6 protein-coding genes and 2 pseudogenes are annotated in these 12,862 nt (G+C 60.3%); 3 read left to right on the top strand and 5 right to left on the bottom strand.

Features of this window, described 5'->3' with window-relative positions; all coding sequences use genetic code 11:
• Window positions 1-22: 22 nt before the first annotated feature.
• The gene (locus A8C75_RS09675; protein WP_067381321.1) at window positions 23-1,534 is read right to left on the bottom strand and encodes an aldehyde dehydrogenase family protein; all 1,512 of its coding nucleotides are present in this window, start codon (window positions 1,532-1,534) and stop codon (window positions 23-25) included.
• Between the two features lie 332 nt (window positions 1,535-1,866).
• Here A8C75_RS09675 and betA point away from each other — a divergent pair, with 332 nt between their 5' ends.
• Window positions 1,867-3,546 carry a choline dehydrogenase gene (betA, locus tag A8C75_RS09670; protein WP_067381318.1) on the top strand — a complete coding sequence of 560 codons (1,680 nt, stop codon included), beginning with the start codon at window positions 1,867-1,869 and terminating at the stop codon, window positions 3,544-3,546.
• Between the two features lie 217 nt (window positions 3,547-3,763).
• On the opposite strand, the pseudogene A8C75_RS09665 reads toward betA, so the two are convergent.
• Window positions 3,764-4,008 (bottom strand): annotated as a pseudogene (locus A8C75_RS09665) (transposase); the annotation flags it as partial.
• A gap of 54 nt (window positions 4,009-4,062) precedes the next feature.
• Window positions 4,063-5,514: an NCS1 family nucleobase:cation symporter-1 gene (locus tag A8C75_RS09660; protein WP_227819875.1), complete on the bottom strand. Its 1,452-nt coding sequence runs from the start codon at window positions 5,512-5,514 to the stop codon at window positions 4,063-4,065.
• Window positions 5,515-5,992: 478 nt separating this feature from the next.
• Between A8C75_RS09660 and A8C75_RS23330 the strand changes: the two are divergent.
• A pseudogene (locus tag A8C75_RS23330) lies at window positions 5,993-6,327 on the top strand (cytosine permease); the annotation flags it as partial.
• A gap of 50 nt (window positions 6,328-6,377) precedes the next feature.
• On the opposite strand, the gene A8C75_RS09650 reads toward A8C75_RS23330, so the two are convergent.
• Window positions 6,378-9,806 carry an adenylate/guanylate cyclase domain-containing protein gene (locus tag A8C75_RS09650; RefSeq protein ID WP_067381309.1) on the bottom strand — a complete coding sequence of 1,143 codons (3,429 nt, stop codon included), beginning with the start codon at window positions 9,804-9,806 and terminating at the stop codon, window positions 6,378-6,380.
• A 495-nt stretch (window positions 9,807-10,301) separates the two neighbouring features.
• On the opposite strand from A8C75_RS09650, the gene A8C75_RS09645 reads away from it, so the two are divergent.
• The gene (locus A8C75_RS09645) at window positions 10,302-11,240 is read left to right on the top strand and encodes a LysR family transcriptional regulator (protein ID WP_067381306.1); all 939 of its coding nucleotides are present in this window, start codon (window positions 10,302-10,304) and stop codon (window positions 11,238-11,240) included.
• A gap of 129 nt (window positions 11,241-11,369) precedes the next feature.
• On the opposite strand, the gene A8C75_RS09640 is transcribed toward A8C75_RS09645, so the two are convergent.
• On the bottom strand, window positions 11,370-12,860 hold the full coding sequence (locus A8C75_RS09640) for a purine-cytosine permease family protein (RefSeq protein WP_067381303.1): 1,491 nt from the start codon (window positions 12,858-12,860) through the stop codon (window positions 11,370-11,372).
• Window positions 12,861-12,862: the final 2 nt, after the last annotated feature.

Below are 12,862 nucleotides of genomic sequence, written 5' to 3'. Positions count from 1 at the left end.
ACAAATCGCTGGACGCAATGCCTCAGCTCAGCGTGATCCACACGGATTTGGTTTCCAGCAGGCTTTCGAGCTGCTCAGGCCCAAGGTCGCGGCCAAAGCCCGACTGCTTGTAGCCGCCAAAGGGCATGGCCGGATCAATGGTGCTGTGACCGTTGACGTAGACAGACCCCGCCTTGAGCTGCGGTATCACCCGGTGCACGCGGGTAAGATCATTGGAATAGATGGCCGCCGCCAGGCCGTAGATGGAGTCATTGGCCAGCGCCACGACCTCGTCTTCGTCGCTGAAGGACTGGCTCACCAGCACAGGGCCAAAGATCTCCTCCCGCACGATCTTCATGTCATTGCGACAATCGGCAAAGAGGGTCGGCGGCACGAAATAGCCAGACCCGCCATGGGCCTCACCGCCGAACACCAGCCGTGCACCTTCCTGCTTGCCGGCCTCGATATAGCTGAGCACGCTGTCCTGCTGCTTGGCGGACACCAGCGGGCTGATAAAGCAGTCGGGATCGAGCCCGGGCGCCATCTTCAGGCCACTGACATACTCGGTCAGGGCCTCCAGGAAGGGCTCGTAGATCGACGCATGCACATAGAGCCTGGAGCCGGCATCACACACCTGGCCGGAGTTGAAAAAGATGCCCTGGGCCACCGCTTCGGCCGCCGCCTTGATATCCGCATCCTCGAACACCAGCACCGCCGACTTGCCGCCGAGCTCCAGCGTCATGCGCTTCATATCGGCCAGCGCAGCCTCGCCCACGGTGCGCCCCACGGGGGTAGAACCGGTGAAGGTAATCTTGTCGATACCAGGGTGGCTGGACATGGCCGCACCCACCACCGAACCCCGGCCGGTCACGATATTTACTACACCGTCCGGAATACCGGCCTGCTGCACCAGTTCGGCAAAGCGCAGCGTGCTCAGGGAAGTCAGCTCCGCGGGTTTGACCACCACAGTGCAACCCACCGCCAGCGCCGCGCCCAGCTTCCAGGCCATGGTCTGCAGCGGGAAGTTCCACGGAATAATCGAGGCCACCACGCCCACCGGCTCCTTGCGGGTATAGGTCACGTAGCTGCCGGGCAGGGACGCCGGCTCAACGCTGCGACCATAAATCTTCGAGGCCCAGCCGGCGAAGTAACGGAAAGTGTCGATGGTGCCCTGGATATCCACCTCCAGCGCCTGTACCACCGACTTGCCCATATCAATGGACTCGATTTCGGCCAGTTCCTGGGCATGGGCTTCCAGCAGGTCCGCCAGTTTGTGCAGCAGTCGCTCGCGCTCCAGGGGTTTGAGCTGGCTCCACTCGCCCTGATCAAACTGATGCCGGGCTGCGGCAACGGCGCGATCCAGATCCAGGGCCGTGCCTTCGGGTATCTGTGTCAGCACGCCGCCGGTGGAGGCCTCTATCACCTCACTGACGGCGCCGTCGCTGGCGCCAACCCAGTTGCCGCCGATAAACATGCGCTGGGTTTTGGCGAGAAAGTCCCGCGTTGCCTGGGAAACCTGATAGTTGTCGAGATACGCCTTTACGGTAGTGTCCATCGTCGCCTCTTTCGTTGTGCTTGTTATTGGTCGGGCTTTCACCCTGTGGCAACCAGTATCGGAAAGGCATAAACATTTAAAAATATCGATCTATCAATACATAGATTGACTGAGAGTTATGAAAACAGACAGCGATGACGACAACTAAAAGGCTGGACAACACCGAGAACAGATACATTTATTTTTATTAATCTATCAATTGATACAACGATATTTATCAATTAAACCGCTTCATCAAGAATAGGAACTCTAAACAGGCCAGCGCACCAGGGTCTACAGGAGCCGGGGCACGAGGCCCTGATTCAAATAAGCATAATAAAGAGGTATCAAGCATGGCTGATCGGTATGACTACATCATCATCGGTGCCGGTTCCGCCGGTTGTGTGCTGGCTAACCGGATTTCGGAAGATCCCGCCACCTCGGTGCTGCTGCTGGAATCCGGTGGCAGCGACAAGAGTGTCATTATCCAGATGCCAACCGCCTTCTCGATGCCCATGAACACCAAGAAGTACAACTGGCGTTACGAGACCGTGCCCGAGCCCCATCTGAACGGCCGCCGTGTGCACTGCCCCCGTGGCAAGGTGCTGGGCGGCTCCTCATCCATCAACGGCCTGGTCTACATTCGCGGCCATGCCTGTGATTTTGATGAATGGGAGAGTCTTGGCGCCAAGGGCTGGGGCTACCAGAACTGCCTGCCCTACTTCAGAAAAGCCGAGACGCAGCAACAGGGTGGCGATGAGTACCGTGGTGACAGCGGCCCGCTGCACACCAACAACGGCAACAACATGGCCAACCCGCTGTACGGCGCTTTCGTCGATGCCGGCGAAGAGGCCGGCTATATCAAGACCCGCGACTGCAACGGCCAGATGCAGGAAGGCTTCGGCCCCATGCACATGACCGTGAAGAAAGGCGTGCGCTGGTCCACCGCCAATGCCTATCTGCGCCCCGCCATGGACAGGCCCAACCTGACCGTGGTCACCCATGCCATGACCCGCCGTATTCTGCTGGATGGCAAAAAGGCGGTCGGCGTCGAATACTCCCGCGCAGGCAGCACCCAGACCGTGTGCTGCAACCGCGAAGTGCTGCTGTCTGCCGGCCCCATCGGCTCGCCCCACCTGCTGCAGCTCTCCGGCATAGGCCCCAAAGCCGTGCTGCGCGAGGCCGGCATAGAGGTGCTGCACGACCTGCCAGGCGTGGGCGAAAACCTGCAGGACCACGCCGAGGTCTATATCCAGTACAAATGCAAAGAGCCGATCACGCTGAACAGTAAGATGGGCCTGCTGAGCAAGGCGCTGATCGGTGCCCGCTGGCTGCTGTGCAAGGATGGCCTGGGCGCCAGCAACCATTTCGAATCCTGCGGCTTTATCCGCTCAGAGCCCGGCCTGAAATGGCCGGACATCCAGTTCCATTTCCTGCCGGCAGCCATGCGCTACGACGGCAAGGCCCCCATCAAGGGCCATGGTTTTATGGTACTGACCGGGCCCAACAAGCCCAAAAGCCGCGGCCACGTACGTGCCGTTTCACCGGACCCGCAGGTACACCCGGCGATCCAGTTCAACTACCTGGAACACGAAGAGGACCGCGCGGGCTTTCGCAAATGCGTACGCCTGACCCGGGAAATCATCGGCCAGCCGGCAATGGACGCCTACAACGACGGCGAAATCGCCCCCGGCCCCAATGTGCAGACCGATGAGGAAATCGATGCCTTCGTGCGGGACAATCTGGAGAGCACCTACCACCCCTGCGGCACCTGCAAGATGGGCGAAGACCCGCTGGCAGTGGTGGACTCCGAACTGCGCCTGCACGGCATCGCGGGCCTGCGGGTGATCGACTCCTCGGTCTTCCCCACCGAGACCAACGGCAACCTCAACGCCCCCACCATCATGCTGGCCGAACGCGCCTCGGACCTGGTGCGTGGCCGCCAGACCCTGGCACCCGCCGACGTCGACGTCGGCCTGGTCCCCGGCTGGGAAACCCAGCAGCGGCCCCATGCACCGGTGCGCAAGGTTTGAACGATAGGTGAAAGGGAAAGGGGAAAGGGGAAAGTGAAAGGTGAAAGCCGTAAGCCGTAAGCCGTAAGCCGTAAGCCGTAAGCTGTAAGCTGTAAGCCGTAAGCAAGGGCCGATGAGGTAACTCATCGGCCCTTTTTTGTTTCAGTGTAGCTTCCGCTTTGTGCCCAATACGGACATTGGTGAGCTAGGAAATAGGTATACTGGCCCCGGAATCCCTTTTCTGCGACGCCCAGGCCTGAATGAGCGTGCCATCGACACTGAAATGCTCGTCGGAGAGCAGCTTGCGCTCCCGCGCTAGGTTGACCACTTCGTCGAATAGGTGCGTCACCACATCATGCTCCAACAGCCGATCCCGATTGGTGCTGAAGCTCGAGTGATGCCACACCGGGTCACATCAATGGTCAGCCCGACAAACCAGCGGTACAGCAGGTTATAGCTGATCTGCTCGACCAGTTGCCGTTCGCCGCCGGCAGTCTACCAAAGCCCCATTCGACGGGGGAGAAAATCAACAGCCTGCTAGACAAGGTGCGATTTTTTGCAACGGACGTAGTAGGTGACCCCGCCCAATATCGCGCCGATGATCCAGGCATAACCGGTGAGCTGGCCCAGAAACGGAACCCAGACCGTGGCGACCGAGAACAGGGCCCCAATGCAAAAGGCGACGAGTGCATCGTTGTTCCAGCCGTTGCCGAAGTGATAGGTGCCGCCTTTCAGGTCGTAGAGGTCGTCGCGCTTCAGCACCTGTTTCCGCAGGATGTAGTAGTCGACGATCATGATGCCGTAGAGTGGGGCCAGCGTCGCGCCGAGGGTATTGACGAAGCCGCTGATGCCGAACTGGCTGATGAAGCTCGTCCAGAATCCGCCGATGACCAGCGCGAACAGCGACGTGATCATGCCGGCCCTGCGGAAGCTAATCCTGTGCGGTGACAGGTTGGCGATGCCGTTGACCGCAGGTACGAAGTTCGCCACCAGATTGATCCCGACCGTGGCGGCGAAGAAAGTGATGGCGGCAATGATGCCGAGAAGCACGCTGTCGGTGCGGCCGACGATCTCGGTCGGGTTGATGATCGCCTCGCCATAGACGACCGCGGCACCGGCCGTGGTGAGCAATGCCAGGGCCGAAAACAGAATCATGTTGAACGGCAGCCCCGCCAGGTTCCCCTTGATCATCGCGTTCTTGTCCCGGGCGTAGCGCGAGAAGTCGCTGAAATTGATCATGACCGCGGCGAAGTAGGCCACCATGGTACCGACGATGGCGATAAAGCCCTTGAATTCCGAGCCCCAGGTTGCCTCTGGGTTCGCAAAGATCGTCTGGGCCTGGGACAGCAGCTGACCTTCCGATTTACTCCAGAGGACCATCACCAGGCCGATCATCACTGCGTAGACAAACGGGCCGGCGATGTTCAGAAAGGTTTCGACCCAGTCCATACCGTGCCAGAAGATCAAGATGTGGAACGCCCAGACGATGACGAACGACATCCAGTCGATGCTGTCGAGTCCAAGGAATTCCGCCCCCGCTGTGATCCCGGTCACTGACCGGATCAGTAACGCCAGCGCCGTCGAGGCGAAGTATACCTGAACGCCGTACCAGAAGACCGCGACCGTCGCGCGCAGAACGGCCGGTAGTTTGGCCCCGGTCGTACCCATACTGGCGCGGGCGAGCACCGGGTAGGGAATGCCGTAACGCTCGCCGGCAGCGCCGGAAAGGTTCACAAGCAGCATGACCATCAGGCCGGCGGTAATGAGCGCGGCGAACGCGGTCCAGCCGCTTACGCCATAGGAAATGAAAAGCGACGCCACCAGCGAATAGCCGAACAGCGATTGGATGTCGTTTGCCCAGATGTTGAAGATCGCGAACCAGCCCCAGGATTTCTCTTCCTTCGTAACCGGGCGCAGCGGGTTCCCGGTGCCATGCGCGGTTTCGCCCGTTTCAGACGGGGTGGCCATCATATTGTTGTCGGGTTGCATTGCTGAACTCCTTTGCCACTTGTTGTTGTCGGGTTGCATTGCTGAGTTCCTTTGCCACGCTCAGAATCCAAGGCCTCTGCTCGTTGTCGGCTTCTAAAGACTAGGCCAGGTCAAAACATCATGTCTAAAGGGCTCGCATCGGCCTTCGGCCAATGATGATGCATCCATGCATCATCAATACTGAACGCTACTGTCATACCGGCTCGATAAGGCCCCCTGCGGGGCCGCAGGCTCGCCAGCCCTGAGATTCCCTCCTGCATATGCCTGTCGGTTCGCCGCTGTTCTCCCTCTTTTGCGCCCACGATTTCCATTGGTTAGCGCTGTCGGATGCGGTCTAGCCCGGGTCGGCTGGCAATGAATCAAGATCAAGTTGTATCGTTTTACTACCGCAATTGTCAACAATTGTGTTTACAATATTGTTTTATTTATGGTTAATTTGTATCCAAAATCTGAATTACAACAACAGCGGTGGATAGAAATGGGCAAAGTTCTGAAGATTGAGAAGAGCGACTCGAGCCTCCACAACGAGGACCTGGCGCCGATTCCGGCCGAAAAGCGCACCTGGGGCTGGTTCGAAATATTCAATGTCTGATCGAACGACATCCAATCGCTGGCTATACTCTGGTGGCATCCCTGTTCATCTCCTACGGCCTCAATGGCTGGACGGTATTCGCCGCCATTCTCCTTGCCGGCTTTATCGTCATGGGGCTGGTGAATCTCTCGGGCAAGCCGAGCGTGCATTACGGCATCCCCTGTCCGGTGATGGCACGGGCCAGCATAGGGGTGCGCGGCGCTAACTGCCCGGCCGTGATCTCAGGGTGAGAGCGTGAACATTTTTTAAGCATGTATCACTTTTTCCAGACTCACCCCGCCCCGTCCAGTTTCATCAGCAGGGCTCTGGCGGTGCTGACACTAGTAATGTCGTCGTTTTCCGGCGCGGCGCTGCAGATGGCCTTCAGCAGCTCCCGCGCCTCCTCCGGCCGATTCTGCTGCACCTGCAGCTGTGCCAGGGACAGCATTCCCCGCCATTCCAGCAGCCGGGCGCCCTGCCGGTGAGCGATATCAATGGCACGCTGAAAACAGTCTTCGACCTGCAGGGCCAACGCGGATTCCGAGCCCGGGGACGGCACCTGCGCTACCAGGCATTCGCCCCTGAGCCGATAAAGCTCGGCCTCGTAGAACCGCTCCTGGGTTTTCGCCACCAGCGCCAGGGCATCATCCAGCACCGGCAGCGCTGCTGTGGTCTGCCCGGCCCTGGCCAGGGCCTCGGCCAGCAGCCCCATGAAATGGGTCACAAACATGTCCGCGCCTGTGGCGCGGTACGCCTTAATGCCCTGTCGGATCTGCTCAATGCCAGCCGCCTGATCGCCCTGTGCGGCCAGTGCCCAGGCGCGCAGGATACGGCCATGGGCCAGCCAGTATGAAAAGCCCTGCTCGGTCGACAGTTCTATCGCGGCCTCGGCACAGGACAGTGCCAGTTCGCTCTCCTGGCGAAACAGGTGCAGCTCAGCGGCATAATCCAGGGCAAATGCCAGGCTGATGGGGTGCGACAGCTGCCGCGCCAGGGCCAGCACCTCTTCGTTGCGGGCGTATGCCAGCGCCGGTTCGCCCGACAGTTCCAGCGTCAGGGCCAGATAGCACAGGCAGAGCACGCCCGGGTCCAGGCCATACAGAAAGGCGTGGGAGCGGTGCTGCCGGGGATCGTAGAGGGCGACGCCCTGCTCCAGAGTCTTGCGGGCCGCTGCCAGCTCGCCCAGCGGAAACAGTACAGGACCGACTGAACCATGGGCCTCCAGCAAAAAATCGGTATCCTGCTCGCGCTCGGCCAGTTGCAGCAACTGCTCGGCCATATCTTTTGCAGCCTGCAGCTCTCCTCTCACCACGTAGTAGGCATCCAGCCCGAAGAGCGCGGTGAACTGGCCGGGAACGTCACCACTGTGCTGACTGAGCGCCAGCGCCCGGCGATACGTCGTCTCCACTTCGCAGGCGGCATAGCCCCTGATCGCCATCCAGACCGGACCCAGCGCCAGTTGCAGCCCCAGTTCCTGACGCTGCCGTTCGGGCGTATCGGGCAGGCGTGCGAGCAGTTCCAGCGCCGCGCCCAGGTGATCGACCGCCTCGCTGTTGGCCGAACGGTGCAGCGCCTGTTCGCCGGCACGCTGCAGGTACTCCACCGCTTTAGAGATGTTGCCACTGCGGCTGTAGTGATGGGCCAGCTCGTTGCAATGGTCTTCCAAATGCTCCTGGAACAGCGCTTCGATCGCCTGCGCGCTGCGTTCGTGCAGCGTATTGCGCCGTTCGCTCAGCAGCGAGCCGTAGGCCACCTCCTGGGTCAGGCCATGCTTGAAGGTATATTCCACTTCCGGAAACGCCGCCCGCTCGTAGAGGAACTCGCCGGTCTGCAGACGGGACAATAGCCGCCGCAACTCGCCCTCAGGCCTATCCACCACCTGCTGCACCAGGCTCCAGGGAAATTCCTTGCCGATCACCGCCAGCGTCTGCAGCAGCTCTTTTTCGTCGGCGGCGAGGCGGTCGATACGGGCACTCAGCACACCCTGCACGGTGGTCGGAATTTGCAGGCTTTCAGGCGCCTGTTCGAGTCGATAGTAACCGGGCCCGCCCAGTAGCCTTCCCTCTTCGACCAGGGTCTGCACCACCTCTTCAAGGAAGAACGGATTGCCTTCGGTCTGGGCCATGATCATCGGTTTGATGGCGGCCAGGGTGGGGTCACCCCCCAGCAGAGAACCGAGCAACTCCTGCGCCTCAGCCTGCCCCAGGGGATCCAGCCGCAGCTGGGTATAATTGCTGCGGCCTCCCCAGTCATGCTGGTACTCGGGCCTATAGTTAACCAGCAACAGCAGCCTGCTACTTGCGATACCCTCGATCAGGTGATCCAGAAACAGGCCGGTTTCGCTGTCCAGCCACTGCAGGTCCTCGAAGATAACCACCACCGGCTGGTTGAGGCTCTCGCGCAGCAAGAGCTGCCGGATGGCATCAAAGGTACGCTGACGCCGCAGCTGTGAATCCATCTGTGCCAGCGCTGCGTTCGCGTCAGCCAGACCCAGCAAATAAAACAGATAGGGCAGGCTGTCTTCGAGCCTGCGGTCCAGCGTCAGCACCTTGCCGGTCACCTTTTCGCGGCGAAGCCGTTCATCGTCCTGGGGGCCGATCTGCAGATAGGCCCTGAGCAACTCGATCAACGGCAGATAGGCAAAGGCCTTGCCGTGGGACACCGAGAAGGTTTCCAGCACCAGGCAGTCCTGCTGCGCCCGGGGCCGGAACTCGTAGAACAGGCGTGATTTTCCCACGCCCGGTTCCCCCACCACCCCGACGACCTGGCCACGGGAGTTTTGCATCCGCGACAGCGCCCCGCAAAGCTGTCCCAGCTCCGGTTGGCGACCAACAAAGGGCGCCAGGCCGCGACGTGCGGCGATCTGCAGCCGGGTGCGCAAGGGGCCGCTGCCCAGCACTTCGTATACATCAAGCGGTTCGGCAACGCCCTTGACCGGGATAGCCCCCAGGGCCTTGAACTCAAAATAGCCTTCGGCCAGGCGGTGGGTCGCCCCGCTAACAACAATGGACCCCGGTGTCGCCAGCCCTTCCATGCGCGATGCCAGGTGAATGGACTGCCCCACCGGTTCATAGTCGGCACGCAGATCCTCGGTGTGGATGGAGCGCACCACCACCTCCCCGGTATGAATGCCAACACGGATCTGCAGCGGTATCTCCTGTTCCAGACGCACGCGATCGGCATACCGGTGCATCGCTTCCTGCATGCGCAGCGCAGCATAAAGCGCCCGCTGCGGGTGATCCTCGTGGGCGATGGGCGCGCCGAACAGCGCCAGAATGCCATCGCCCAGGGACTTGGCGACATAGCCTTCGTAGTGATGCACCGCCTCCATCATCAGCGCCAGTATCGGATCAATCAGGTTGCGCACCTGTTCCGGATCGAGGTTCTGGATCAGCGCGGTGGAACCGGCCATGTCGGCGAACAGTGCTGAGACAATCTTGCGTTCACCGCCGCGGCCACCCCGCGTACGCTGTGCCGCCTGCTCGGCCAGGATGCGTTCGGCCAGATGTTGTGGTGTGTAGTGAATCGGCGCCGGGGCATCTGCGGGCGCCGCCACATCGGCGTCAGTGTGTGACAACCCGGCGCCGCACTCGTCGCAGAACTTGGCCGCCGGCCTCAGTGTATGGCCACAGCTGGGGCAACTGCGCGCCAGAGCGCCACCGCACTGATTGCAGAACCTGGCTCCCCTGGGATTTTCGAACCCGCAGCCGGCGCAGCGCATGAGGCCCCTCGAATTGTTTTGCTGCCCACAGAGCCCTTGTCGATGTCGGCAGAGGGATGCGGCCGTTGTTAACAGCATAGCCCGCCCATCCAGAGGCACCCCCAGCATTCCAGCGCGCAGTGTCACGGCTTCTTCGGGCGTATTCTTCAAGATTAAAAGGTATTGCTTACTTTACTTCGGCCGTTCGAAGAAAAGTGAGTCGCCCAAGGGGCGAAACCGGATTATCCAACATCGGTAACACTCCAATAATTCGACAACATTGAAAGAAGGCAGCACCCCGCTGTTGGGTTACGATCCTTCGGATCTTCACCGCAAACTGTCCGCTGGCAATACATCTGGGTAGATCGACTCTTTTGATAATTCGTATATCTCAGTCTCTACCGACTCTGCCCACATCTGCCCAAACGCCAACAACAACATTGCCCCCGGTAGCCGTACCCATAACATTGAGCAATAATACTGTACTGAGAGTTACTTTGATAAAAGAAGAAGCATATGACCGCTCGTCACTACAGCCTGCCGAACCTTGCCGACTTCGACCTGCGCCTGCTGCGGGTATTCCATGCCGTGGTACACAACAAGGGCTTTGCCGCCGCCCAGGATGAGCTGGGGGTATCGCAGTCCACCATCAGTATCCAGATCGGCCAGCTGGAGGAGCGCCTGGGCATGCGCCTGTGCGAACGGGGTCGCAAGGGTTTCCACCTGACCGAAGAGGGGCAGATCGTGTTCGATGCCTCCCTGAACCTGTTTCGTGCGGTGGAGAATTTTCGCGGCATGGTGGGCAACACAAGAGGCCAGCTGATTGGTGACCTGCACTTTGGCATTGTCGATGCCATCGCCAGCAATCAGGAGATCAAGCTGCACCGGGGCATCGGCGACTTCGCCCGCCTGGCGCCTGAGGTCAAACTGCATATCAATGTGTCCTCACCCCAGGAACTGCTGCAGGGGCTGATGGAGGAGCACTACCACGCCATCCTCTCGCCGATGTCGCGACTGCACAGCTCGGTGCGCTTTATTCCCACCTACCTGGAACAGCAAAGGCTCTATTGCGGCACCGACCACGCCCTCTTTGAACTGCCGGACGCCGACATTAGCATTGAAATGATCAGCCAGTGCGCCTATGCGGGTCGCTCCTATATGCGCGACTGGCAACCGCCCCAGGCGCTGGAATTCAAGCATCAGGCCACCGCCTCCCATATGGAAAGCATCGCCCTGATGATTTTGTCCGGCGGTTTTCTGGGCTACCTGCCGTCCCACTACGCCGCCCAGTGGGTGGATGCGGGGCAGATGCGCCCGCTGATGGAAGATACGCTGTCGTACCACGAGCAGTTTTACCTCGCCTATCGCAAGAGCGAGCGCAATCGCGCCGCCCAGGCATTCACCCGCTGCATACGCCAGCAGATGGAAACAGACCCGGACGCACCCAAGGAGTAACAAAAAAGGGTGGCGACGTCCGTTAGACGCTGCCACCCTTTTGCTCTGCTTACTGCTCTCCACTCACTAACAACCAATCACTAGTCACCAATTCCTAATGACCAATCACCATTTACCGGCGGGTGCTTATCACTCAGCCCTCACCACCGGCTGCATATCGTCCTGAGCGTTTCTTTGGGCACTGCTGTTGGCAAGCCCCTGGGGGTAGTCACCCCAGCCGGTGCGGGCAACGAAAAAGCGCGTAAGAACCATATGCACCACCGCTGCCAGTGCACAGGAGGGCAGCGAGGCGGAGATAAAGGCAAAGATGCCGGCGCTGTCCAGTGTCTGCGGATTGAAGATCCACACATAGATCGCGAATCCGGCCACCAGCGCCACCAGGGCTGCGGGGTTAACGCCATGCCAGTAACGGAAGGCAGACTGGGCATTGGATGCAAACACATGCCGCAGGCTGACCCGCTGACGTCGCAGGATAAAGTAATCGGCGATGCCGATGCCGGCCAGGGCGCTGTTCAGGGCCGAGGTCCAGACCAGGAAGATAAAGAAGCCATCATAGATACCGGGCACCGTGAAGACGATGATCACCGGCGCTATGCAGAACAGCACCACCAGCAGCTCCCAGCGAATATGCCGCAGACTCTCCCCCACCACCTGCCGCAGGCCCACGATCGAGGTATAGAGAATGTTCGCCATGCTGGTGACATTGGCAAAGGCAACAAAGCACAGCGCCACTATGCCGAAGGCAAAGCCACCGATCTGCGTCATCCAGACCGTCGGATCACTGTCCCCAAACTTGGCCGCCGCCAGCAGGCCAACCACTTCCCCCAGCACAGCCGCACCGAAGACGCCGACGATATTGGGCCAGAAAGCGGTGCGTTCGTTCTTGCTCAGGCGCGCCAGGTTGCCGATATAGGGCCACCAGGAGAAACCCGCCGCCATGTTCACTTCCACCGCGATCATGAAGTTGAGCTGTTTGTCTTCAAAGGGCTCATCCAGTGCCGGCAATGCCATCAGTTCGGCCATGCTGCTGTTGCTGAAGATCAGGTACAGCATCACGCCCATGATGATCACCAGGGTCGGCGCTATGATGGTGTTGAACACCTTGATGGAGGTCGGACCCCTGGCGACGATAAAGGCGGTCAGGCCTATGGCGAAGAAGGCGGCCAGATACACCAGCCAACCCTGAGGCTCCGCCGCCCTATCGGTGACAAGCCCGGCCAGACTGTCGATGGAGCGCCCGAACATCAGCCCCAGTACGGCCAGCCAGCCCATGGTCAGAAAGACCACCGCCAGCAGGTACACCAGCCGGCTGCCGTTGCGGCCAAACATGCTGCGCAGGAAGGTAAATTGCTCGGTGCCGTATTTGCCGCTGGCCACGCAGGTCGACAGCGCCATGATCAGCACACCCAGGATGTTACCGATCACGATGGCGGCAATGCCCGCCTTGACGCCAACAAAGAGTGCCGTGGCGCCGCCAATCAGAAAGGCCCAGGTGGCAATGGCCAGGGCCGAGTTGGCGTAGGTGAATTCCCAGAAACCCCACATCCGCTCGGCGGGAAGCAGAGGCGCATCGCCGCGCTCGGCGGCCAGTCTCAGGTCCGCTTGTTTAGTCGAAGACATGC

This window comes from Marinobacterium aestuarii (assembly GCF_001651805.1).
Classification (GTDB): Bacteria; Pseudomonadota; Gammaproteobacteria; order Pseudomonadales; family Balneatricaceae; genus Marinobacterium_A; species Marinobacterium_A aestuarii.
Note: the sequence above shows the minus strand (reverse complement) of the source record. Positions and strands in the feature narration are given on the sequence as shown.

Excerpts from the sequence above, each read along its gene's own strand:
- A8C75_RS09675 (WP_067381321.1), bottom strand. The coding sequence starts at position 1,534 with ATGGACACTACCGTAAAGGCGTATCTCGACAACTATCAGGTTTCCCAG.
- betA (WP_067381318.1), top strand. The coding sequence starts at position 1,867 with ATGGCTGATCGGTATGACTACATCATCATCGGTGCCGGTTCCGCCGGT.
- A8C75_RS09660 (WP_227819875.1), bottom strand. The coding sequence starts at position 5,514 with ATGCAACCCGACAACAATATGATGGCCACCCCGTCTGAAACGGGCGAA.
- A8C75_RS09650 (WP_067381309.1), bottom strand. The coding sequence starts at position 9,806 with ATGCGCTGCGCCGGCTGCGGGTTCGAAAATCCCAGGGGAGCCAGGTTC.
- A8C75_RS09645 (WP_067381306.1), top strand. The coding sequence starts at position 10,302 with ATGACCGCTCGTCACTACAGCCTGCCGAACCTTGCCGACTTCGACCTG.
- A8C75_RS09640 (WP_067381303.1), bottom strand. The coding sequence starts at position 12,860 with ATGTCTTCGACTAAACAAGCGGACCTGAGACTGGCCGCCGAGCGCGGC.